This window comes from Phreatobacter cathodiphilus, from assembly GCF_003008515.1.
GTDB classification, from domain to species: domain Bacteria; phylum Pseudomonadota; class Alphaproteobacteria; order Rhizobiales; family Phreatobacteraceae; genus Phreatobacter; species Phreatobacter cathodiphilus.
In genome coordinates this window covers 1376428-1398108 of record NZ_CP027668.1, presented here as the reverse complement: position 1 = coordinate 1398108, position 21681 = coordinate 1376428, and the positions used below count along the sequence as shown (strand labels likewise).

The 21681-nt window shown below is 69.9% G+C and carries 21 protein-coding genes; 13 read left to right on the top strand and 8 right to left on the bottom strand.

What is annotated here, in order from left to right:
- Positions 1-2 precede the first annotated feature (2 nt).
- From C6569_RS06820 to C6569_RS06800, 5 genes are all read left to right on the top strand, one after another.
- Positions 3-3182 carry an efflux RND transporter permease subunit gene (locus tag C6569_RS06820; protein ID WP_106748135.1) on the top strand — a complete coding sequence of 1060 codons (3180 nt, stop codon included), beginning with the start codon at positions 3-5 and terminating at the stop codon, positions 3180-3182.
- A 158-nt stretch (positions 3183-3340) separates the two neighbouring features.
- Positions 3341-3697, top strand: coding sequence for a winged helix-turn-helix domain-containing protein (locus C6569_RS06815; RefSeq protein WP_106748134.1), 357 nt, complete (start codon positions 3341-3343; stop codon positions 3695-3697).
- Positions 3698-3752: 55 nt separating this feature from the next.
- Positions 3753-4541, top strand: coding sequence for a molybdate ABC transporter substrate-binding protein (gene modA, locus C6569_RS06810; protein WP_106748133.1), 789 nt, complete (start codon positions 3753-3755; stop codon positions 4539-4541).
- A gap of 3 nt (positions 4542-4544) precedes the next feature.
- Complete coding sequence (gene modB / locus C6569_RS06805) at positions 4545-5213, top strand: molybdate ABC transporter permease subunit (RefSeq protein ID WP_106748132.1); 669 nt, start codon at positions 4545-4547, stop codon at positions 5211-5213.
- Positions 5206-5943, top strand: a complete 738-nt coding sequence (locus tag C6569_RS06800) for an ABC transporter ATP-binding protein (RefSeq protein WP_106748131.1) — start codon at positions 5206-5208, stop codon at positions 5941-5943. The genes modB and C6569_RS06800 overlap by 8 nt, the downstream gene beginning before the upstream one ends.
- Before the next feature lie 10 nt (positions 5944-5953).
- Here C6569_RS06800 and C6569_RS06795 read toward each other — a convergent pair whose 3' ends face one another.
- Complete coding sequence (locus tag C6569_RS06795) at positions 5954-6841, bottom strand: LysR family transcriptional regulator (RefSeq protein ID WP_106748130.1); 888 nt, start codon at positions 6839-6841, stop codon at positions 5954-5956.
- Positions 6842-7005: 164 nt separating this feature from the next.
- Between C6569_RS06795 and C6569_RS06790 the strand changes: the two genes are divergently transcribed.
- Entirely contained in the window at positions 7006-8502 is a 1497-nt protein-coding gene (locus C6569_RS06790; RefSeq protein ID WP_106748129.1) for a CoA-acylating methylmalonate-semialdehyde dehydrogenase, read from the top strand.
- 60 nt (positions 8503-8562) lie between these two features.
- Here C6569_RS06790 and C6569_RS06785 read toward each other — a convergent pair whose 3' ends face one another.
- Both C6569_RS06785 and C6569_RS06780 read right to left on the bottom strand, forming a co-directional pair.
- On the bottom strand, positions 8563-8964 hold the full coding sequence (locus tag C6569_RS06785) for a type II toxin-antitoxin system VapC family toxin (protein WP_106748128.1): 402 nt from the start codon (positions 8962-8964) through the stop codon (positions 8563-8565).
- Entirely contained in the window at positions 8961-9203 is a 243-nt protein-coding gene (locus tag C6569_RS06780) for a FitA-like ribbon-helix-helix domain-containing protein (RefSeq protein ID WP_106748127.1), read from the bottom strand. The genes C6569_RS06785 and C6569_RS06780 overlap by 4 nt, the downstream gene beginning before the upstream one ends.
- Before the next feature lie 173 nt (positions 9204-9376).
- Between C6569_RS06780 and C6569_RS06775 the strand changes: the two genes are divergently transcribed.
- A complete protein-coding gene (locus C6569_RS06775) occupies positions 9377-10864 on the top strand; it encodes a M81 family metallopeptidase (RefSeq protein ID WP_106748126.1) in 1488 nt (495 codons plus the stop codon).
- Between the two features lie 7 nt (positions 10865-10871).
- On the opposite strand, the gene C6569_RS06770 is transcribed toward C6569_RS06775, so the two are convergent.
- Complete coding sequence (locus tag C6569_RS06770; protein ID WP_106748125.1) at positions 10872-11126, bottom strand: accessory factor UbiK family protein; 255 nt, start codon at positions 11124-11126, stop codon at positions 10872-10874.
- A 104-nt stretch (positions 11127-11230) separates the two neighbouring features.
- Between C6569_RS06770 and lgt the strand changes: the two genes are divergently transcribed.
- From lgt to C6569_RS06745, 5 genes are all read left to right on the top strand, one after another.
- The gene (gene lgt, locus C6569_RS06765) at positions 11231-12046 is read left to right on the top strand and encodes a prolipoprotein diacylglyceryl transferase (protein WP_106750931.1); all 816 of its coding nucleotides are present in this window, start codon (positions 11231-11233) and stop codon (positions 12044-12046) included.
- On the top strand, positions 12043-13119 hold the full coding sequence (locus C6569_RS06760) for a class I SAM-dependent methyltransferase (RefSeq protein WP_106748124.1): 1077 nt from the start codon (positions 12043-12045) through the stop codon (positions 13117-13119). Before lgt ends, C6569_RS06760 begins: the two co-directional genes overlap by 4 nt.
- Before the next feature lie 125 nt (positions 13120-13244).
- A complete protein-coding gene (locus tag C6569_RS06755; protein ID WP_106748123.1) occupies positions 13245-14324 on the top strand; it encodes a siderophore-interacting protein in 1080 nt (359 codons plus the stop codon).
- A gap of 47 nt (positions 14325-14371) precedes the next feature.
- Entirely contained in the window at positions 14372-15139 is a 768-nt protein-coding gene (gene pgeF / locus C6569_RS06750; protein ID WP_106748122.1) for a peptidoglycan editing factor PgeF, read from the top strand.
- Between the two features lie 164 nt (positions 15140-15303).
- Positions 15304-16254: a ribose-phosphate pyrophosphokinase gene (locus tag C6569_RS06745; RefSeq protein WP_106748121.1), complete on the top strand. Its 951-nt coding sequence runs from the start codon at positions 15304-15306 to the stop codon at positions 16252-16254.
- A gap of 3 nt (positions 16255-16257) precedes the next feature.
- Here the strand turns inward: C6569_RS06745 and C6569_RS06740 are convergent, their stop codons facing one another.
- The gene (locus C6569_RS06740; protein ID WP_106748120.1) at positions 16258-16851 is read right to left on the bottom strand and encodes an NAD(P)H-dependent oxidoreductase; all 594 of its coding nucleotides are present in this window, start codon (positions 16849-16851) and stop codon (positions 16258-16260) included.
- A gap of 72 nt (positions 16852-16923) precedes the next feature.
- On the opposite strand from C6569_RS06740, the gene C6569_RS06735 reads away from it, so the two are divergent.
- Positions 16924-18738: an ABC-F family ATP-binding cassette domain-containing protein gene (locus tag C6569_RS06735; protein ID WP_106748119.1), complete on the top strand. Its 1815-nt coding sequence runs from the start codon at positions 16924-16926 to the stop codon at positions 18736-18738.
- A gap of 6 nt (positions 18739-18744) precedes the next feature.
- On the opposite strand, the gene phoB is transcribed toward C6569_RS06735, so the two are convergent.
- The 3 genes from phoB to C6569_RS06720 all read right to left on the bottom strand — a co-directional run bounded on the left by phoB (position 18745) and on the right by C6569_RS06720 (position 21676).
- Positions 18745-19449, bottom strand: a complete 705-nt coding sequence (phoB, locus tag C6569_RS06730; protein ID WP_106748118.1) for a phosphate regulon transcriptional regulator PhoB — start codon at positions 19447-19449, stop codon at positions 18745-18747.
- 32 nt (positions 19450-19481) lie between these two features.
- Complete coding sequence (phoU, locus tag C6569_RS06725; protein WP_106748117.1) at positions 19482-20189, bottom strand: phosphate signaling complex protein PhoU; 708 nt, start codon at positions 20187-20189, stop codon at positions 19482-19484.
- Positions 20190-20353: 164 nt separating this feature from the next.
- On the bottom strand, positions 20354-21676 hold the full coding sequence (locus C6569_RS06720) for an ATP-binding protein (RefSeq protein ID WP_245898261.1): 1323 nt from the start codon (positions 21674-21676) through the stop codon (positions 20354-20356).
- Between the last annotated feature and the right edge of the window lie 5 nt (positions 21677-21681).

Sequence of the window (21681 nt, the reverse complement as noted above, 5' to 3'; positions counted from 1 at the left end):
CCATGTCGTCCTTCAACATCTCCGCCTATTCGATCCGGCAGCCGGTCCCCTCGATCGTGCTGTTCATCGTGCTCTGCTTCCTCGGCTGGATGAGCTACAACAACCTGCCGATCACGCGCTTTCCCAACATCGACGTGCCGCTCATCCAGGTGCGGGTGACCCAGGCGGGCGCCGCGCCGGCCGAGCTCGAGAGCCAGATCTCCAAGCGCGTCGAGGACGCGGTCGCCAACATCACCGGCGTCAAGAACGTCATCTCCAACCTCACCGACGGCCAGTCGTCGACGGTGGTGGAGTTCCGCCTCGAGGTGAACACCGACCGGGCGCTGAATGACGTCAAGGACGCCATCGCCAAGATCCGCGCCGATCTGCCGCGCAACATCGACGAGCCGATCATCGAGCGGCTCGACATCGAGAATCAGGCCATCATGACGGTGGCCGTCGCTGCCCCCGCCAAGACCCTCGAGCAGCTCTCCTGGTTCGTCGACGACACGGTGAAGCGCGAGCTGCAGGGCCTGCGCGGCATCGGCCGCATCAGCCGCAACGGCGGCGTGCTGCGCGAGATCCGCGTCGCGCTCGATCCCAACCGGCTGATGGCCCTCGGCATCACCGCGGGCGACGTCAACCGCCAGCTTCGCGCCACCAATGTCGACCTCGCCGGCGGCCAGGGCGACATTGGCGGCCAGCAGCAGTCGATCCGCACGCTGGCGGGCGCGCAGACGGTGGAGGAACTCGCCTCCACCCGCATCGTGCTCCCCGCCGGGCGAGAGGTGGTGCTCTCCGACCTCGGCACGGTCACCGATCTCTACGAGGAACCGAAGAGCTTCACACGCCTCAACGGCGAAATCCCGACGGTCGCCTTCCAGGTCTTCCGCTCGAAGGGCGCCTCCGACGTGCGGGTCGCGGCGCTGGCCCGCGCCAAGATCAATGAACTGCGGGCCGCCCATCCCAGCATCACCTTTACCGAGATCGACAACTCGGTGAACTACACGGCCGGCAACCACACCTCGGCCATGACCATGCTGCTGGAGGGCGCCGGCCTCACCGTCATCGTCGTCTTCCTGTTCCTGCGCGATTTCCGCGCCACGCTCATCTCCGCCGTGGCGCTGCCGCTGTCGATCATCCCGACCTTCTGGGTGATCGACATGATGGGCTTCTCGATGAACCTCGTCTCGCTGCTGGCCATCATCCTGGTGACCGGCATCCTGGTCGACGACGCCATCGTCGAGATCGAGAACATCGTCAGACACATGAAGATGGGCAAGTCGCCCTACCGCGCCTCCATGGAGGCGGCGGACGAGATCGGCCTCGCCGTCATCGCCATCTCGCTGACCATCGTCGCCGTCTTCGCGCCGGTGTCGTTCATGGGCGGCATCGCCGGCCAGTACTTCAAGCAGTTCGGCCTCGTCGTCGCCATCGCCGTGCTGTTCTCGCTGCTGGTGGCCCGACTGATCACGCCCATGCTGGCGGCCTATTTCCTCAGGCCGCACGCGCACAAGGAGCCGAAGGACGGCATCCTGATGCGGAGCTATCTGCGCTTTTTGTCGGGAACGATCCGCTTCCGCTACCTGACGCTGCTCGCCGGCATCGGCGTCTTCGCGGTGTCGATCTGGGCGGTGAAGTTCCTGCCCACCGGCTTCATCCCCTTCCCCGACGAGGCGCGCTTCGTCATCTCCATGGAGCTGCCGCCGGGCTCGACGCTGGAGGACACGCGGGCGCGCTCCGACCAGCTCGCCAAGCTGATCCGCGAGAAGACGCCGGAGGTGGAATCCGTCCTCGTCATCGGCGGCTCGAACCCGGTGGGAACGCTGGAGATCCGACGCGCCACGGTGATCGTCCGACTGGTCCACAAGTCGAAGCGCGAGCGCAAGCAGCGCCAGATCCAGCAGGCGACCTCGCCGCTCTTCACCCAGATCCCGGACATCCGCGCCTGGTACGTCAACGATCGCGGCGAGCGGGAGCTCTCCATCATCGTGCGCGGCAACGACGCGGCGAACCTGTCGAAAGCGGTGGCCAATCTCGAAGCGGAGATGCGCCAGATCCCCGGCTTCGTGAACGTCGCGGCCACGGCGGGCCTCGACCGGCCGGAAATCCGCATCGTTCCGAAGACCGACGAAGCCGCGCGCTACGGCATCACCACCGACCAGATCTCCGAAGCGGTGCGCATCGCCACGATCGGCGACGTGGCGGCGAACCTCGCCAAGTTCAATGCCGGCGACCGGCTCGTCCCGATCCGCGTGCAGCTCGACACGGACGCGCGCGCCAGGCTCGACATCCTCTCGGCGCTGACGGTGACGACGCCGTCGGGCCAGCAGGTGCCGCTGACGGCCGTCGCCGACATCACCTTCGGCCAGGGCCCCTCCTCCATCGAACGCTACAACCGGGTGCGCCGCGTCAATATCGGCACCGACCTCGGCGGCGGGCTGGAGATCGGCCCGGCCCTGGAAAAGGTCTTCGCCCTTCCGGCCGCGCGCAACCTGCCCGCCGGCGTCTCGTTCCAGCGCGGCGGCGACGCGGAGGTGATGGAGGAGGTGTTCCAGGGCTTCGCCATGGCCATGGGCACGGGCCTGCTGATGGTGCTCGGAGTGCTCGTGCTGCTGTTCCACTCGGTGTTCCAGCCGCTGACCATCCTGATGTCGCTGCCGCTCTCCCTCGGCGGCGTCATCATCGCCCTGCTGCTCACCAACAACGCCATCTCCATGCCGGTGGTCATCGGCATCCTCATGCTGATGGGCATCGTCACCAAGAACGCGATCATGCTGGTCGATTTCGCGGTGGAGAAGACGCGTGAGGGCATGAGCCGCCGCGAGGCCATTCTCGACGCCGGCCGCAAGCGCGCCCGCCCGATCATCATGACCACCCTCGCCATGGGCGCCGGCATGATCCCGCCGGCCCTCGGCGCCGGCGACGGCGGCGAGTTCCGCGCGCCGATGGCCATCGCGGTGATCGGCGGCCTCCTGGTCTCGACCGTGCTCAGCCTCGTCTTCGTGCCGTCGTTCTATACGGTGATGGATGACGTCGGCCGCTTCTTCGGCTGGATCTTCGGCCGTTTCGTCGGCCCCTCCGACGAAACGGACGAGGCCCATGCGGGCCATGGCGGACACGGCGCACCGCCGCTGCTGCTGCCCGCCGACGCTTCGCCCCCGGGCGAGGCGCCGCGCCCCATCCGCGTCGCCGCGGAATAGCGAACGCGTCCCTGCGCGGCCTCGACGGCGCGCGGGGGCACGGGAGCCCGGCCTCCACGGGTCCGCCCCCGTGGGCGCCGGGCTCTTTTCCTTCCGGCTGACAGTTAGCTTCGCCGTGGCTAGGCTGCGGCCTCCTCCGCCGCACCGATGGGACCCACGTGGCCAGCGCTCCGCTCATCACCCTGCGCGTCGATTTCGCCCCCGGACTGAGGCTCGGACCGGGCAAGGCCGACCTGCTGGAGGGGATCCGCGACACCGGCTCCATCGCTGCGGCCGGGCGCCGCATGGGCATGAGCTACAAGCGCGCCTGGCTGCTGGTGGAGGCGATGAATGCCATGTTCGCCGCACCGCTCGTCGCTTCTTCCAAGGGCGGACGGGACGGCGGCGGCGCCGAGCTGACGGAGGCCGGCCGCACCGTGCTCGCCGCCTTCCGCGCCATGGAGGACAAGCTGAGGACGGGATCGGCCGCCGAGACGGCGACCCTGGTGGGGCTGCTGCGCCGGGACGGCGATTGACAGGAGCCGCGCTCCGACGCGATATAGCCGTACGGAAATATCGCTGGAGCCGACCATGGCCCTCACCGACCCTCTCCGCCGCCTGATGCTGGCGGCCGGCCTCGCCGCCGCGCTGGTCACGCCCGCCTTCGGCCAGGCGCCGCAGATCGCCGTGGCGGCCAGCGTCAAGGCCGCCATGGACGAACTCGTCGTCGCCTTCCGGCAGGCGACCGGCCAGGAGGTCTCGGTGGTCTATGGCGCCTCCGGCAACTTCACCCGGCAGATTCGCCAGGGCGCGCCGTTCCAGCTCTTCCTCTCCGCCGACGAGGGCTTCGTCTTCCAGCTCGCCGATGCGGGCCTCGCGGCCGACCGCGGCGAGGTCTATGCCGAGGGGCGCCTCGCGCTCTTCGTCCCGCACGGCTCGCCGCTGAAGGCCGATGCCGCCCTCGCGGACCTGCGCGCGGCACTGATGGACGGCCGGGTCACGCGCTTCGCCATTGCCAGCCCGGAACATGCGCCCTATGGCCGCGCGGCGGAACAGGTGCTGAAGGGCCAGGGCCTGTGGGAGCCGCTGCAGGGCCGGCTCGCCATCGGCGAGGACATCGCGCAGGCCGTGCGTTTCGCCACGAGCGGATCGGCCCAGGGCGGCCTCGTCGCCCATTCGCTGGTGCTGGCGCCGCAGGTCAGGGCGCTCGGCAGCTTCGTCCTCGTTCCGGCGGACTGGCACCTGCCGCTGCGCCAGCGCATGGCGCTGATGAAGACGGCGGGTCCGGTGGCGCGCGACTTCTACGCCTATCTCCGGACGCCGGAGGCGCGGGTGATCTTCCGGCGCCACGGCTTCCTCATCGCCGGCGAAGAGTCCTGACGAATGGACTGGGTCGCGCTCTCCCTGTCGCTGAAGCTCGGCGCGGCCACCGTCCTCATCCTCCTGCCGATCGGTTTCGTCGTGGCGCGCCGCCTCGCCTTCCGGCCCTTTCGCGCCCAGGGTCTGGTGGAGGCGCTGATCGCCCTGCCGCTGGTGCTGCCGCCGACCGTGCTCGGCTATTACCTGCTGGTGGGGCTCGGGGCCGCCTCGCCCGTCGGCCAGATCTGGCAGGCGCTCGTCGGCCGCCAGCTCGTCTTCCACTTCGAGGCCCTGCTGATCGCCTCCGTCATCGCCAACCTGCCCTTCGCCATCCAGCCGATGGTGCAGGCCTTCCGCGCCATCCCGCGGGAGGTTCGGGAGGCTGCCGCCGTCTCCGGCATGGCGCCGCTGACGGTCATGCGCCGCATCGACCTGCCGCTGGCCTGGCCGGGAATCGTCACCGGCATGGTTCTCACCTTCGCCCATACGCTCGGCGAGTTCGGCGTGGTGCTGATGGTCGGCGGGTCTCTGCCGGGCGAGACGCGCACCCTCTCCATCGCCATCTACGACCGCGTCCAGGCCTTCGACGATGCGGCGGCCCACGCCATGGCGGCTGTCCTCGTCGCCGTCTCGGTGGCGGCTCTGGCGACGACCTCGCTGCTCTCGGCCCGCCTGGTGCGCCGCCATGGATGAGCCGGGGCTGACGGTTGAACTCCATCAGGCGGCGCCCATTCCGCTCGCCGTGACGCTGTCCTGCGCGCCCGCCGAGATGCTTGCCCTCGTCGGCCCCTCGGGCAGCGGCAAGACCACCATCCTGCGCGCCATCGCCGGGCTCTACACCCCTTCGGCTGGCCGGGTGGTATGCGGCGGCGAGACCTGGCTCGACACCGCCGCCGGCACCGCCCTGCCGCCGCACCGGCGGCGCGCCGGCCTCGTCTTCCAGCACTACGCGCTCTTCCCGCACATGACGTCGCTCGCCAACGTCACCGCCGCCATGGGCCACCGTCCCGCGGCGGAGCGGCAGGCCGAGGCGCGCCGGCTCCTCGCCCTCGTCCATCTCGACAGGCTGGAACGGCGCTATCCCGCCGAGCTCTCCGGCGGCCAGCAGCAGCGCGTGGCGCTGGCGCGGGCGCTGGCCCGCGACCCCGCCGTGCTGCTGCTCGACGAACCCTTCTCGGCCGTGGACCGTCGAGTGCGCCGCGAACTCCACGCCGAGCTCGCCACCATCCGCGCCGCGGTGCGGGTGCCGATCCTGCTCGTCACCCACGATCTCGACGAGGCGGCGGGTCTCGCCGATCGCCTGGCGGTGATCGACCGCGGCGACATCCTGCAGGTGGGGGTGCCGGCGGATGTGCTGGCTCGACCGGCGAGCGCGCGGGTCGCCGAGGCGCTCGACCTCGCCATGCCGGCGCCCGGCGGCTGATGCCCTGCCGTCAGAGGAACAGTCCTTCCGCCGCCTCCACCTCGTCCACGAGGAACCGATAGGCCTCGTCGATGCGGGCGATGCGCCGGGTGTCGACATGGGCGACGAGATGGTAGGTGCGCCGGATCGTCAATTCCGGCAGCACCCGCGTGAGGCCCCCGGCATCGCGCGCGGCATAGTCGTGGAGCACGCCGATGCCGACGTCGGCCTTCACCGCCGCCATCTGGGCGAGGACGCTGGCGCATTCGAAGCGTCGCTGTCCCGCGTCGAAGGCCGGCGGATAATAGGTCAGCGACTGGGAATAGTGCAGGTCCTGCACCGAGGTGACAAGCAGGTGGCGGCGCAACGCCTCCGGCGTCTCCGGCGTGCCGTGCCGGGCGAGGTAGCGCTCCGTCGCATACATGCCGAGGCCGTAATCGGTCAGCTTGCGCACCGTGAGCCGCCCGTCCGTCGGCGGATCGATGACCACGGCAAGGTCGGCGTCGCGCTTCGACAGCGACATGGTCCGCTGCAGCGGCACGAGCTGGATGGTGAGGTCCGGATGGCGCGCCGCGAGACGCCCGAGCCGGGCGCTGAGGAACAGGGCGCCGAAACCCTCCGGCGCGCCGATGCGCACCGTGCCGGAAATGACCCGGTCGACTTGCGAGACGTCGGCCTGGGCGTCGAGCCAGGCGGTTTCCATGGCCTCTGCCGCGGCGACGAACTTCTCGCCGGCGACCGTCAGGGCGATGCCGGCCGTCGAACGGGCGACGAGCTGGGTACCAAGCTGTTCCTCCAGCAACGTGATGCGGCGGGCCACCGTCGCGTGGTCGAGCGACAGCGCCCGCCCGGCGGCGAGAAACTGGCGCGCGCGCGCCACGGCGAGGAAGACCCGGACATGATCCCAATTTGGCGTCATGCGATCATCTTACGCCATTTTGCGCACAAGACATGCGCCAACTTGGCGCTTGGTTGCCGCATGGCTTCGCTCTAGGGATGGCGCGGGTCCATTTCGATCTGACGCTTGGCCGGGGCGCGACGCTTTTCGCCCGCCGAAGCCAGGTACCGAGGGAGACGACGTCCATGCGCAACTATGGTCATTTCATCGGCGGCAAGCACGTCGCCGGCAAGTCCGGCCGCACCGCCGACGTGTTCCAGCCGCTGGACGGCTCGGTCTTCGGCAAGGTGGCGCTCGCCTCCAAGGCCGAAGTGCGCGAGGCGGTGGAGAACGCCAAGGCGGCGCAACCGGCCTGGGCCGCCACCAATCCGCAGCGCCGCGCCCGCGTGCTCATGAAGTTCCTCGAGCTCTGCGCCCGCGACAACGATAAGATGGCCGAGCTGCTGGCCCGTGAGCACGGCAAGACCATTCCCGATGCCAAGGGCGACATCCAGCGCGGCCTCGAAGTGGTCGAGTTCGCCATCGGCGCGCCGCAGATGATGAAGGGCGAATATACCGAGGGCGCCGGCCCCGGCATCGACATCTATTCGATGCGCCAGCCGCTCGGCGTCTGCGCCGGCATCACCCCGTTCAACTTCCCCGCCATGATCCCGCTGTGGAAGGCAGGCCCCGCCATCGCCGCCGGCAACGCCTTCGTGCTGAAGCCCTCCGAGCGTGACCCGGGCGTGCCGCTGATGCTGGCCGAGCTCTTCCTCGAGGCCGGCCTGCCGCCGGGCATCTTCAACGTCGTCAACGGCGACAAGGAAGCGGTGGACGCGGTCCTCGACGACGAGGACATCAAGGCGGTCGGCTTCGTCGGCTCGACCTCGATCGCGGAGTATGTCTATTCCCGCGGCTGCGCGGCCGGCAAGCGCGTGCAGTGCTTCGGCGGCGCCAAGAACCACATGATCATCATGCCGGATGCCGACATGGACCAGGCCGCCGACGCCCTGATCGGTGCCGGCTACGGCTCGGCCGGCGAGCGCTGCATGGCGATCTCGGTCGCCGTGCCGGTCGGCGAGGACGCCGCCAACCGCCTGATGGACAAGCTGGTGCCGCGCGTCGAGGCGCTGAAGATCGGACCGTCGACCGCAGCCGACGTCGATTTCGGGCCGCTCGTCACCGCCCAGGCGCTGGAGCGCGTGAAGGGCTATGTCGACATCGGCGTGAAGGAAGGCGCCAAGCTCGTCGTCGACGGCCGCGGCTTCAAGATGCAGGGCTACGAGAACGGCTACTACATGGGCGGCTGTCTGTTCGACAACGTCACCAAGGACATGCGAATCTACAAGGAAGAGATCTTCGGCCCCGTGCTCTCGGTGGTCCGCGCCAAGACCTACAACGAGGCGCTCGACCTCGCCAACGACCACGAATACGGCAACGGCGTCGCCATCTACACCCGCGACGGGGATGCTGCCCGCGACTTCGCCGCCAAGGTGAATGTCGGCATGGTCGGCATCAACGTGCCGATCCCGGTGCCGCTGGCCTATTACACCTTCGGCGGCTGGAAGCGCTCGTCCTTCGGCGACCTCAACCAGCACGGCCCGGACGCCTTCCGCTTCTACACCAAGACGAAGACCGTCACGTCCCGCTGGCCCTCGGGCATCAAGGACGGCGCCAGCTTCGTCATCCCCACCATGGGCTGAGGATATCGGTCAGATCCGACGTCATGACAACGCCGTCGCGGTTTCCGCGGCGGCGTTTGCCTATCCGGCTGCCGTCTCCAGCGGCCGGGCATACTGCGGGAAAGCCCGGGCTAGCCTCCTGTCCGCCGTCACCAGCGGAACGCCGAGGAAGCGGGCGAGCACGACGAACTCGCAGTCATAGGCGGAGCATCCGCTGTCCCGGCTGAGCGCCAGAACGTCGGCGGAAACCACGTCATACTCGTTGCCTCGGAGGAGATCCTCGGCCTCCTCCTGGAGCGCAACCGCCTGATCCAGCGACAGCAGAGAGCGCCGCATATAGAGGGACAGGACATTGCGGAACTCGCTCCGCCAGAGTGCCGGCGCAACCCATTCCGTGTCCTGCGTGTAGAGTTGCTCGGCCATTTCCGTGAAAGGCGAGGGAATCAGCAGATAGGCGATGACGTTGGTATCGGCGACGATCACGGGCGGCCTTCATCGATGGCTGCGACGAGGTCTTCGTGGGTCACCGCCTGCGGATCGATGGCGGGCCTCAGGGACCGGATGCGTTGCAACCGATCCTCCGGCGTGAGCCTGCGCGGCTGCAGCGCCTGCTCCAGACAATGGATCATCTCCCCGTTGATCGAACGGCGATGCAGGGCCGCACGCTCGCGCAGCCGCTCGTAGAGATCATCCGGGATGTTCTTCAACGTCAGCGTGGCCATCGCAGAAACCTCCGATATGGAACCATTATGGTTTCAGCGGCTGCCGGCATCAAGGGTTTGCCCCGCCTGTGCGTCAAGGGCCAGGGGCGCGACGGCGCCATGCCGTGGACCGACTGGCAGCGTCGCGCGCCATCGTCTTTGATGCTTCAGGCCCCAAGAGGAAAGTCATTCCCATGCGCATTGCCGTCGGCGGTTTCATGCACGAGACCAACACCTTCGTTCCCGCGCCGACCCCCTGGGCCATGTTCAACCAGGAAGGCGCCTGGCCGGGCTTCACCCGCGGCGGCGAGATCCTGACGAAGTTCCGCCCCTTCAACATCGCCGTCGCCGGCTTCATGGGCGTCGCCGAAAAGGCGGGGCACGAGATGGTGCCGCTGTCGTGGTCCTTCGCCCAGCCCTCGGGGCGGGTGGAGGATGCCGTCTTCGAGCGCGCCGTCTCCTACATTCTCGCCGACATCGCCGATGCCGCGCCCGACGCCGTGTTTCTCGAATTGCACGGCGCCATGACCACCGAGACCATCGAGGATGCCGAGGGGGAACTGCTCGCCCGCGTGCGCCGCCTCGTCGGGCCCGACATGCCGGTCGTCGCCTCCCTCGACCTCCACGCCAACGTCACGCGGCAGATGGTCGACAACGCGAGCTTCATGTCGGCCTACCGCACCTATCCGCACATCGACTGGCTGCAGACGGGCCAGCGCGTCGCCGAGTGGTTCGACCGGGTGGTGTCGTGGGGCCCGCGTCCCGCGCGCGCCTTCCGGCAGTTGCCGTTCCTGATCCCCATCGCCTCGGGCTGCTCGATGATCGAGCCGATGAAGGGGCTCTATGCCCTGCTCGGCGAGATCGAGGCCGAGACCGGCGTGCATCTCTCACTCTGCCCGGGCTTTCCCTCCGCCGACATCTTCGACATGGGCGCCACCGTCATCGGCTACGGCGCCGACCAGGGGGTCGTCGATGAGGCCGTCGATCGCCTGTTCAAGGCTGTGCTGCGTTCGGAGGCGGCCTTCCTCGAGCACCTCGCCAAGCCGCAGGACGAGGCGGTGACCCTCGCCTTCTCCCGCGCAGCGCTCGCCTCCAAGCCCGTCATCATCGCCGATACCCAGGACAATCCGGGGGCCGGCGGCTCCTCCATCACCACCGGGTTCCTGCGCGCCATGATCAACCGCGGCGCGAAGGAGACGCTGATGGCGCTCTTCCACGAACCCGAGATCGCCGGGGCCGCCCATGCCGCCGGCAAGGGCGCGACCATCGAGGTGACCTTTGCGGCGAACGGTTCAGGCCCCGGCGAGCAGCCGCTGACGACGAAGGCGGAGGTGGTCGCCGTCTCGGACGGGCGCTTTACCGGCACCGGGCCCATGGTGGGCGGCCAGCCGATCAACATGGGCCCGTCGGCCAGGCTGAGGATCGGCGGCATCGACCTCGTCGTCGGGTCGGTGCGCCAGCAGCCGCATTGCGTGGCGGTCTGCACCCATCTCGGCGTCGACATCACCGCCTACAAGGTGGTGGTGCTGAAGAGTTCGGTGCATTTCCGCGGCGACTGGCAGCCCTATGCGGATTCGGTGGTGGTCGGGGCCTCGCCCGGCGCCGCGCTGGACGACACCGGCGTCATTCCCTTCCGGCACCTCAGGCCGGACGTGCGGCGCCGGCCGATGTCGAACCAGTAAGGGCCGTTCAGCCGGCGGAGAGCCGCGCCTCCAGCGCCTCGATGCGCGCCTTGAGGGCCTCGTTCTCCTCGCGGGCCTTTACGGCCATGTCGCGCACCGCCTCGAATTCCTCGCGGCTCGGCAGGTCCATGTCGCGCAGGAAACGCTCGGCCTGGGTCTTCACGAAGGTGTCGGCCTCGCGCTTCATGCCCTGGGCGAAGCCCGCGGCGTCGGTCATGAGCTTGGCGAATTCGTCGGCGATGCGGCCGCTGGTCTGGGTCATGGGAAATCTCCGCTGCTGGTCAGGGTATGGGGTCGCCGGAGCGCCAGCGCAAGGGTGCGCGGGCGTGGCTTGACCTCGCGGGCGGCGGCGGGCACATCCCCGCCATGGCCCTCCTTGCCCTGCCCTTTCCCGTCATCGACCCGGTGCTGATCGAGATCGGTCCCATCGCCATCCGCTGGTACGCGCTGGCCTATATCGGCGGCTTCCTGTTCGGCTGGTGGCTGGCGAAGCGGCTGGTCGCGACCGACAGGCTCTGGCCCGGTGGCAAGGCGCCCTTCGCGCCGGCGGTCATCGACGACGCCATCGTCTGGGCGGCGCTGTGCGGCATTCTCGGCGGCCGCCTCGCCTTCGTCTTCGTCTACAACCTCGACTACTACCTCGCGCATCCCGCCGCCGTCCTCGCGGTCTGGGAGGGCGGCATGGCCTTCCACGGCGGCATCGTCGGGGCGGTGGTCGGGCTCCTGATCTTCGCGCGCCGCAATTCGCTGCCGCTGCTGCCGCTCATCGACCTCGCCGCCGTCGTCGCGCCGATCGGCATCGCGCTGGGGCGGCTGGCCAATTTCATCAAGCCGGAGCTCTGGGGCCGCGTCGCCGACGTGCCCTGGGCCATCATCTTCCCCGGTGCGGGACCCGAGCCACGCCACCCGAGCCAGATCTACCAGGCGCTGACCGAGGGCCTGCTGCTCTTCATCGTGCTGCTGCTGATCGCGCGTTCCGGCGGCCTGAAGCGCCCCGGCCTCGTCGCCGGCTGCTTCGGCATCGGCTACGGCCTCGCCCGCTCCTTCGGCGAGCTGTTCCGCCAGCCGGACCCGCAGCTCGGCTTCCTGTTCGCCGGCGCCACCATGGGCCAGCTGCTGTCGGTGCCGCTGGTCGCCGTGGGACTGTGGCTGGTGCTGAGGGCGCGGCGCCTGCCGGCATGAGCGCGCTCGCGACCGAGCTGGAGGCGCTGATCAGGACCGAAGGGCCGCTGCCAGTCGACCGCTTCATGGCGCTGGCGCTCGGCCATCCCCGCCACGGCTATTACATGACGCGCGATCCGCTCGGGGCTGCGGGCGATTTCGTCACCGCGCCTGAGATCAGCCAGGTCTTCGGCGAGTTGATCGGCGTCTGGGCGGCGGCGGCCTGGGAGGCCCTGGGACGGCCGGAGCGGGTGAACCTCGTCGAACTCGGCCCCGGCCGCGGCACGCTGATGGCGGACATGCTGCGCGCGGCGCAGGCGCTCCCGGCCTTCCGGGCGGCGCTCTCGGTGCATCTGGTCGAGACTTCGCCGGTTCTGACGGCCCGCCAGCAGGAGACGCTGGCGTCGGTCGGGGTTTCCTGCGCCTGGCATCGGGACCTCGCCGCCGTGCCGGCGGGCCCGGCCATCCTCGTCGCCAACGAATTCCTCGACGCGCTGCCGATCCGCCAGTTCGTCATGACGCCGCAGGGCTGGCGCGAGCGGGTGGTGGGCCTGGTCGACGGTGCGCTCGCCTTCGGGCTGGCCCGCGACCCCGTGCCGCTCGAGGTCATCCCCGCCGCCCTGCGCGCGGCGCCGGCCGGGGCGGTGGTGGAGATCTGCCCGGCCTACCGCCCACTCGCGGCGACGCTCGCCGGACGCGAGGCTCCCCTCGCCGCCCTCTTCGTCGATTACGGCCACGCGCGATCCGCCCACGGCGAGACATTGCAGGCTGTGCGGGGCCATCGCTTCGCCGATCCGCTGACGGCCCCCGGCGAGGCGGACCTGACCGCCCATGTGGACTTCGAGGCCTTCGCGGCGGCGTCGACGGGAGCGGGCCTCGCGGCGGGCGAGCCGGTGACCCAGCGGGCGCTGCTCTTCGCCCTCGGCCTGCGCGAGCGGGCGGAGCGCCTGGCGGAAGTACGTCCCGGTGCCTTCGAGACCATCCGCGCCGGCGTCGAACGCCTGATCGATCCGGCACCGGCGGGAATGGGAAGCCTGTTCAAGGCGATTCCCGTCGCCTCCTCGCCGCCGCTCCTGCGGCGCCTGCCCACCTGATTGTTGACTTCACGTGTCTACTTTTCTATGCCTCCCGGGCCTCCCCGGAGGAGGCTGTCGCGCCAGCCCGCCAGCGAGTGACTTCCGCCAGCCAGCCGCTCCCGCCGCGCCCAGAGGTTGGACCCATGACGATGCTGAAGGCCGAGGCCACCATTCCCACCACATCCGGCCAGTCCTATGTCGCGGCGGTCTGCGCCCGGCTCGCAGAGGCCGATTTCGAAACCGAGGCGGCGGCCGGCCGGGGGCGGATTCAACTGGTCGACGGACTGGGGACCGGAACCCTGGAAGCTGGGGCCGACCGGCTGCACGTCAGGCTGGAATCGCGCACCGAACAGGGGCTCTCGGTGCTGAAATTCGTCCTCAGCAGCCAGATCGAGGAGGTCGCGGCGGCGGAGAAGCCGGAGGTGGTCTGGACCGGCGACGGCTGCGACGTCGACGTCCTGCCCAGCCTGCGGGAACTGACGGTGCTGCGGGTCGCCGACGTGACACCGCAAGTGCGTCGCATCACCTTCACGGGCAAGGACCTCAGGCGTTTCGAGGGCGACAGCCTGCACGTGCGCCTGCTCTTCCCCCCCGCCGGCGTCCATCCGCCGGAATGGCCGAAGCCGGGCAAGAACGGCCGGCCGCTCTGGCCGCCGGAGGAGCGCCGCCCGGTTCAGCGGGTCTATACGATGCGCCGCATCGACGCCGCGGCGGGCGAGATGGACATCGACTTCGTCCTGCACGCGGCGCCGGGCGTCGCGTCCGACTGGGCAGCCTCGGCGCGGGCCGGGGCGGTGATCGGCGTCATGGGTCCCGGCGGCCGGGAGATGCGGCCGGCGGCCCATGTGCTGCTCGCCGGCGACGAGACCGCCATTCCCGCCATGGCGCGGATCCTCGAGCGGTTGCCGGCGCAGACGTCCGGCCAGGCCCTGATCGAGGTGGAGAACGAGGCCGAGGTGCAGGACCTCTCCCATCCCGCGGGGGTGACCCTGCTCTGGCTGTTCAGGCGGGGGCGCGAGCCCGGCCGCAACGATCTGCTGGCCGATGCGGTGATGGCGGCAGCGCTGCCGGACCACGACGACGTCGTCTGCTGGCTCGGCGCGGAAGAGGCGATCGCCCGCCGCATCCGCACCTATTGGCGCGACGAGAAGGGCCTCGACCGCGCCAGGTGCATGGCGGTCGGCTACTGGAAGCACGGGCTGACGGGAGACGAGGCCGCCTGAGGGCCGCCGATTGACAGCGGCGGGCGAAGCAGATTTCGCTTTGCCTCATGTTCGTCACCTCCCCTGCCCTCGCCGCCCTGCCCGGCATCCGCCACGCCTTCTTCACCCGCGAGGGCGGTGTGTCGGAAGGGCTCTACGCCTCGCTCAATGCCGGGCTCGGCTCCAACGACGACGGTGCCAGGGTGCGCGAGAACCGGCGGCGCATGGCGGAGACGCTCGGCGTCGCCGAAAACGCCCTGATCTCCTGCTTCCAGATCCACTCGCCCCAGGTGATCGTCGCCGAGACGCCGCACGATGGCGGCGACCGGCCGCGCGCCGATGCGGTGGTGACGAAGGTTCCGGGCATCGCCTGCGGCGTCGCCGCCGCCGATTGCGGCCCGGTGCTCTTCGCCGACCCGCAAGCCGGCGTGGTCGGAGCCGCCCATGCCGGATGGAAGGGCGCCGTCGGCGGCGTGCTGGAAGCCACCGTCGCCGCCATGGAAGGGCTCGGCGCCGACCGCGCCCGCATCCACGCCGCCATCGGCCCGCTCATCCGCCAGCCGAGCTACGAGGTGTCCCAGGCCTTCGTCGACCAGTTCCGCGTCGCGGACGAGAGCTACGAGCGGTTCTTCGCGGCGGGGCGGCCGGGCCATGCCCAGTTCGACCTGCCCGGCTTCATCGCCCACCGGCTGCAGGCGGCGGGCATCGCCGCGATCGACGATCTCGGCCTCGACACCTATGCGGACGAGACCCGCTTCTACTCCTACCGGCGAACCACCCACCGCAAGGAGCCGGACTATGGCCGCCACATCGCCGGCATCGCGCTGTCGGGCTGACACCGGCCTCCGGCGTATCGCAGTGCGGGACGAAGAGGTGACTTCTTCGTCGCGCCACCGTCACAGCCTGTTGATTCAGTCGTGCTGGCAGGCCGCGCGGCATTGTGGCGCGGGGGATCGGTTGCTATGAGGGCCGCACCCTTGCCGCCCCGAGAACCTTTCCAATGTCGCGCAAACCCGGGATCAAGATCGTTTCCGGCAATTCGAACCGGCCGCTCGCCGAGGCGATCGGGGCCTATCTGAACACGCCGCCGGCCAAGGCGTCGGTCCGCCGCTTCGCGGACATGGAGATTTTCGTCGAGATCCAGGAGAACGTGCGCGGCGAGGACGTCTACATCGTCCAGTCGACGTCGTTTCCGACCAACGACCACCTGATGGAGCTGCTGATCATCTGCGACGCGCTGCGCCGCTCCTCGGCCAAGCGCATCACCGCGGTGATCCCCTATTTCGGCTATGCCCGCCAGGACCGCCGCTCCGGCTCGCGCACGCCGATCTCCGCCAAGCTCGTCGCCAACCTCATCACCCGCGCCGGCGCCGACCGCGTCATGACGCTGGACCTGCATGCCGGGCAGATCCAGGGCTTCTTCGACATCCCGACCGACAACCTCTTCGCAGCGCCGCTGCTGGCCAAGGACATCCGCGAGACCCGCAGCATCCAGGACGTGATGGTGGTCTCGCCCGACGTCGGCGGCGTGGTGCGCGCCCGCGCGCTGGCCAAGCGCATCGACGCCCTGCTCGCCATCGTCGACAAGCGCCGCGAGCGGCCGGGCGAGAGCGAGGTGATGAACGTCATCGGCGACGTCGAGGGCAAGAGCTGCATTCTCGTCGACGACATCGTCGATTCCGGCGGCACGCTGGTGAATGCCGCCGAGGCGCTGCTGGCGCGCGGCGCCAAGGATGTCTCGGCCTACATCACCCACGGCGTGCTGTCGGGCGGCGCGGTCGCCCGCATCACCGCCTCGAAGCTGAAGGAACTGGTGATCACCGATTCCATCCAGCCGACGGAAGCCGTTCGCGTCGCCCGCAACATCCGCACCCTGTCCATCGCCAGCCTCATCGGCGAGGCCATCGCCCGGACGGCCAGCGAAGAGAGCGTGTCGAGCCTGTTCGACTGAGGCTCAGCGGAGTGCCGCCAAGCGGCGCTCGACCTTCTCCAGAAAATCCGTCCGCTGCGCCGGCGTCGCCCCGTCGATGCCGTGCAGGGCGAGCCACAGCGTCCGGCAGCGCGGGTTCACCAGCGGCCTCAGGCCCCTGAGCAACGTCCGGCGGCCGGGCTCCGACATGACGAGGCGCCACCACCACCATGGCGAGCCGAGGGTCGACACCGCGCCGATGAAGCGGATGTTGGTCAGCACCCGGCCGATGGGCTTGCCGGCTTCCGGCATTGTGAAGGTGGCGTGCGGGATCCAGACACGGTCGAGCCAGCCCTTGAGCATGGCCGGCAGGCCGTACCACCAGGTCGGATAGACGAAGAGCAGCCCCTCGGCCCAACGCAGGGCGTCGAGGTGGGCCGCGACAGGGGTCTCGTTGGCCCCTCGCTCGTGGTAGCGGCGCCGCTCCTCGCCCCCCATCACCGGGTCGAAGCCCTCGCCGTAGAGGTCGATCAGCCGGATTTCGTGGCCGGCCGCGGCCAGCGCCGCCAGGGCACGGTCGCGGATGGCGGCCGTGAAGCTCTCGGGACAGGGATGGCAGTAGATGACCAGCATGCGCATGGGCGGGGTCCGGCGGCAGAATCGTCAGGCTCCAGCGTGCACGGGACGCGCAAGGATGCTAGACGGCGCGCCATGGCTCCTCCGCTCCTGCAACTCCAAGACATCGCCCTCACCTTCGGCGGCACGCCGCTGCTCACCGCCGCCGCCCTGTCGGTGGAGGCGGGCGACCGGCTGGCCCTCGTCGGCCGCAACGGCTCGGGCAAGTCGACGCTCCTGAAGATCGCCGCGGGGCTGATCGAGGCCGACGGCGGCAGCCGCTTCGCCCAGCCCGGCGCCACGATCCGCTACCTGCTGCAGGAGCCGGACCTCTCCGCCTTTCCGACGACGCTCGCCTATGTGGAGAGCGGCCTCGGGCCGAGCGACGATCCCTACCGCGCCCGGATGCTGCTTCAGGACCTCGGCCTCACCGGCGAGGAGGGCACGACCTCCCTCTCGGGCGGCGAGGCCAAGCGCGCGGCACTCGCCCACGCCATCGCGCCCGAACCTGACATCCTCATCCTCGACGAGCCGACCAACCATCTCGACCTACCGGCCATCGAATGGCTGGAGGCGACCCTGAAGCGGCTCTCCAGCGCCATCGTCATGATCAGCCATGACCGGCGCTTTCTCGAGACCCTGTCGCGGGCGACGATCTGGCTCGATCGCGGCACCACGCGCCGGCTGGACAAGGGCTTCGCCCATTTCGAGGCCTGGCGCGACGAGGTTCTGGAGCAGGAGGAGAAGGACCAGCACAAGCTCGACCGGCAGATCGCCCGCGAGGAGCACTGGCTGCGCTACGGTGTCTCCGCCCGGCGCAAGCGCAACGTGCGCCGGCTCGCCAATCTCCAGGGGCTGCGCAAGGATTTCCGCGAGCACCGCAAGGCGGTCGGCACCGTGTCGATGACGGTGAGCGAGGCGGAGGTATCGGGCAAGCGCGTGGTGGAGGCCCGCCACGTCTCCAAGCGCTACGGCGACCGGCCGATCGTCGAGGATCTCACCATCCGCGTGCTGCGCGGCGACCGGCTCGGCATCGTCGGGCCGAACGGGGCCGGCAAGACCACCCTCGTCCAGCTCCTCACCGGGACGCTGTCCCCCGACGGCGGCACCATCGACCTCGGCACCAACCTCGCCATGGCGACGCTCGACCAGAAGCGCGAGGCCCTCGACCCCGCCATGCCGCTGACGGAGGCGCTGACGCGCGGGCGCGGCGACTACGTGACGATCAACGGCGAGAACCGCCACGTCATCGGCTACATGAAGGACTTCCTGTTCTCCCCCGAACAGAAGGGCACACCCGTCGGCGTGCTCTCGGGCGGCGAGCGCGGCCGCCTGCTGCTGGCGCGGGCGCTGGCATCACCTGCCAACGTGCTGGTGCTGGACGAGCCGACCAACGATCTGGACCTTGAGACGCTCGATCTCCTTCAGGAGATGCTGACCGACTTCCCGGGAACGGTGATCCTGGTCTCGCACGATCGCGACTTCCTCGACCGGGTCTGCACCTCGGTCCTCGTCAGCGAGGGCAACGGGCGCTGGGTCGAATATGCCGGCGGCTATACGGATATGGTCAACCAGCGCGGCGCCGGGGTGGAGGCGCGGACGGTGGCGAAGCCGGCGCGGGGCGAGGCGCCGTCGGCGGCCGCCAAGGCCGCGCCGCAGGCGGAACCGGCGCGGCGCAAGATGTCCTTCAAGGACAAGCACGACCTCGACACGCTGCCGGCCCGGATGGAGGCCCTGCAGCGCGACATCGCCAAGCTCCAGACGATCCTCGCCGACACCGGCCTGTTTCAGCGCGACCGCGCCGCCTTCGACCGGGCAAGCGCGGCGATGGCCAAGGCGCAGGGCGAACTCACGGCGGCGGAGGACCGCTGGCTGGAGCTGGAGTTGTTGAAGGAGAGCCTGGAGGCGTGACGGCGCTCAGGCCGCCGCGCCGGCGAAACGCTCGTTGAAGGAATAGCCGGAGCCGCGCACCGTGCGGATGGGATCGGCCTCGCGGCCACGCTTCACCGCCTTGCGCAGGCGGCCGATGTGAACGTCCACGGTGCGCTCGTCGATATAGACGTCGCGGCCCCAGACGCCGTCCAGGAGCTGCTCGCGGGTATAGACGCGGCCGGGCGACTGCATCAGGAATTCCAGCAGGCGGAACTCGGTCGGCCCGAGATTGATCTCCCGGCCGGCGCGATGGACGCGGCGCGTCTCGCGGTCGAGTTCGATGTCGCCGGACTTGAGGAGGCTCGACAGGTGCTCGGGCTTGGCCCGGCGCAGCAGCGCCCTGACGCGCGCCAGCAGTTCCGGCACGGAGAAGGGTTTCACCACGTAGTCGTCGGCGCCGATGGCGAGGCCCCTCACCCGTTCACCCTCCTCGCCGCGGGCGGTGAGCATGATCACCGGCAGCCGTTCGGTCTCGGCCCGCAGGCGGATGCGGCGGCACAGCTCGATGCCGGAGAGGCCGGGCAGCATCCAGTCGAGCAGGACGAGGTCGGGAACCGCCTCGCGCAGCCGGACCTCGGCCTCGTCGCCGCGGCCGACGACCTCGACCTGATAGCCCTCGGCCTCGAGATTGTAGCGCAGAAGAACCGTGATCGGCTCCTCGTCCTCGACCACCAGAATGCGTGCGGTCATGGATTGATTCCCCGTCGTGCCGGTATCCGCGATCAGAGCCCGACCGCGGCCATGGTCGTGGTGTCGAGCTTGGGCCGCTCGTCGGCAAGCGGAACGCCCTTCACCATGTAGTGGATGGTCTCGGCGATGTTGGTGGCGTGGTCGCCGATGCGCTCGAGGTTCTTGGCGCAGAACAGGAGGTGCGTGCAGGAGCCGATGTTGCGCGGATCCTCGAGCATGTAGGTCAGGAGTTCGCGGAACAGCGAGTTGTAGAGGGCGTCGATGTCGCCGTCGGCCTTCCAGACGTCCAGCGCCGCGTCCACGTCGCGCTGGGCATAGGCGTCGAGCACGCGCTTGACGCGCTCCAGGGCGAGGCGGGCCATGGCGTCGAAGCCGCCCGTCACCTTGGCCAGCGGCAGCGTGCCGTTCATGGCGATGACGCGCTTGGCGATGTTCTTGGCGAGGTCGGCGATGCGCTCCAGGTCGGAGGCGATGCGCAGCGCGCCGACGATCTCGCGCAGGTCGATGGCCATGGGCTGGCGCTTGGCGATGACGAGGATGCCGACCTCCTCGATCTCCCGCTGCAGCGCATCGATCTGCGGGTCGACGGCGCGGACCTGGCGGGCGAGGTCGAGATCGCTGCGGATCAGCGAATCGATGCTGCCGACGATCTGCTTCTCCGTGAGCCCGCCCATCTCGGCCACGCGCTGCGCGAGGCCCCTGAGTTCGTTCTCATAGGCGCTCACGGTGTGTTCGGTCATGGCAGGCTCCTGCGAGGGGCGACGGGGAGTTGTTCAATAGCCCTGCGCCGCGACGGTTCTATGCCCGTCAGGTGACGCATCAATGACACCGATCGCCTCGTTGTTTCAACGGGTTGTCGGGGTTGCGACAGAACGGCCGGGCGATTCCGACCGCCATGGCTGTATCACGGGCCGGCCGCGGCGGGCAGATCCGCCGCTCCGTCGGTGTCCACCGCCTCGATGCGCACGGTGAAGGTCGCCCCCTCCCCCTGCACGCTCTCGATGGCGAGCCGCCCGCGATGGCGGTTGAGGATGTGCTTGACCAGCGCGAGGCCGAGGCCGGTGCCGCCCTTGTCGCGGCTGGAGGCGACGTCCACCCGGTAGAAGCGCTCGGTGAGGCGCGGCAGGTGCTCGGCGGGAATCCCGGGCCCGTGGTCGCGGACGCCGACCACCGCTTCGGCGGTGCGGCCGTCGCGCGCCTCTCGGTCGAGAGTGATCTCCACCCGCTTGCCCTCCGCGCCATATTTGATGGCGTTCTGGACGAGGTTCTCGAAGAGCCGGATGAGCTCGTCGTTGTCGCCGAGGACCGGCAGGGCGGCGGCGCGCGCGTCGATCTCGACCGTGACGCCCTGGGCCTTCGCGAAGGGGCCGAGCGTGTCGCGGACGTGGCGCAGGAGCTGGACGAGATCGACCACCGCGCCGGGCCGGACGTGCTCGTTGAGCTCCACGCGCGACAGCGAGAGCAGGTCGTCGATGAGGCGCGACATGCGGCGCGCCTGGGACAGCATGATGCCGAGGAAGCGGTCGCGCGCCTCCGGATCGTTGCGGGCGGGCCCCTGGATCGTCTCGATGAAGCCGACGACGGAGGCGAGCGGCGTGCGCAGTTCGTGGCTGGCATTGGCGACGAAATCGGCGCGGAGCTGTTCGAGCCGGCGTTCCTCCGTGAGGTCGCGCAGCGACAGGAGGATGAAGTCGGCCCGGCCGCCGTCGCGCGCCTCCGGCGTGACGACGACTGGCGTGGCCTCGACGCTGAACCAGCGGGCGACGGGCACCCGCTCGGCATAGTCGATGACCTGCGGGCTGTTGCTGGCGAGCGCCCGGCGCACCACTTCGACCACTTCCGGCGCCCTCAGCGACAGGGTGAGCGGCTCGCCGCGGCGCAGGGCCGGCAGGAGCGTCGCGGCCCTGGCATTGTGGGTGCGAACGACCAGCTTGGTGTCCAACAGGATGGCGGGCACCGGCAGGGCCGCCATCAGGCCCTCGACGGTGAGGTCGGTCAGGCGGGCGGCGCGGCGCGCCAGAACCTCGTCTTCGAGCGGCGCACGGACCCGTGGACGGCGGCGCACCAGGGTGCCGGCGGCGACGAGGGCGAGGCCGGCTCCCGCCGCGCCCGACCAGCCGAGACCGCCGCCGGTGGCGAGGGCCACTGCCAGCAGCGCGCCGGCGCCATAGAGGAAGACGGCACCGAGCCATCCTTCGTTCCAGCCGGCATCGATGTCGTCACCCACGGACA

Excerpts from the sequence above, each read along its gene's own strand:
- modA (WP_106748133.1), top strand. The coding sequence starts at position 3,753 with ATGGCCCTCACCGACCCTCTCCGCCGCCTGATGCTGGCGGCCGGCCTC.
- C6569_RS06735 (WP_106748119.1), top strand. The coding sequence starts at position 16,924 with ATGGCTCCTCCGCTCCTGCAACTCCAAGACATCGCCCTCACCTTCGGC.
- C6569_RS06745 (WP_106748121.1), top strand. The coding sequence starts at position 15,304 with ATGTCGCGCAAACCCGGGATCAAGATCGTTTCCGGCAATTCGAACCGG.
- modB (WP_106748132.1), top strand. The coding sequence starts at position 4,545 with ATGGACTGGGTCGCGCTCTCCCTGTCGCTGAAGCTCGGCGCGGCCACC.
- C6569_RS06820 (WP_106748135.1), top strand. The coding sequence starts at position 3 with ATGTCGTCCTTCAACATCTCCGCCTATTCGATCCGGCAGCCGGTCCCC.
- C6569_RS06795 (WP_106748130.1), bottom strand. The coding sequence starts at position 6,841 with ATGACGCCAAATTGGGATCATGTCCGGGTCTTCCTCGCCGTGGCGCGC.
- C6569_RS06780 (WP_106748127.1), bottom strand. The coding sequence starts at position 9,203 with ATGGCCACGCTGACGTTGAAGAACATCCCGGATGATCTCTACGAGCGG.
- phoU (WP_106748117.1), bottom strand. The coding sequence starts at position 20,189 with ATGACCGAACACACCGTGAGCGCCTATGAGAACGAACTCAGGGGCCTC.
- lgt (WP_106750931.1), top strand. The coding sequence starts at position 11,231 with ATGGCCCTCCTTGCCCTGCCCTTTCCCGTCATCGACCCGGTGCTGATC.
- C6569_RS06790 (WP_106748129.1), top strand. The coding sequence starts at position 7,006 with ATGCGCAACTATGGTCATTTCATCGGCGGCAAGCACGTCGCCGGCAAG.
- C6569_RS06775 (WP_106748126.1), top strand. The coding sequence starts at position 9,377 with ATGCGCATTGCCGTCGGCGGTTTCATGCACGAGACCAACACCTTCGTT.
- C6569_RS06800 (WP_106748131.1), top strand. The coding sequence starts at position 5,206 with ATGGATGAGCCGGGGCTGACGGTTGAACTCCATCAGGCGGCGCCCATT.
- C6569_RS06755 (WP_106748123.1), top strand. The coding sequence starts at position 13,245 with ATGACGATGCTGAAGGCCGAGGCCACCATTCCCACCACATCCGGCCAG.
- C6569_RS06770 (WP_106748125.1), bottom strand. The coding sequence starts at position 11,126 with ATGACCCAGACCAGCGGCCGCATCGCCGACGAATTCGCCAAGCTCATG.
- phoB (WP_106748118.1), bottom strand. The coding sequence starts at position 19,449 with ATGACCGCACGCATTCTGGTGGTCGAGGACGAGGAGCCGATCACGGTT.
- pgeF (WP_106748122.1), top strand. The coding sequence starts at position 14,372 with ATGTTCGTCACCTCCCCTGCCCTCGCCGCCCTGCCCGGCATCCGCCAC.
- C6569_RS06760 (WP_106748124.1), top strand. The coding sequence starts at position 12,043 with ATGAGCGCGCTCGCGACCGAGCTGGAGGCGCTGATCAGGACCGAAGGG.
- C6569_RS06740 (WP_106748120.1), bottom strand. The coding sequence starts at position 16,851 with ATGCGCATGCTGGTCATCTACTGCCATCCCTGTCCCGAGAGCTTCACG.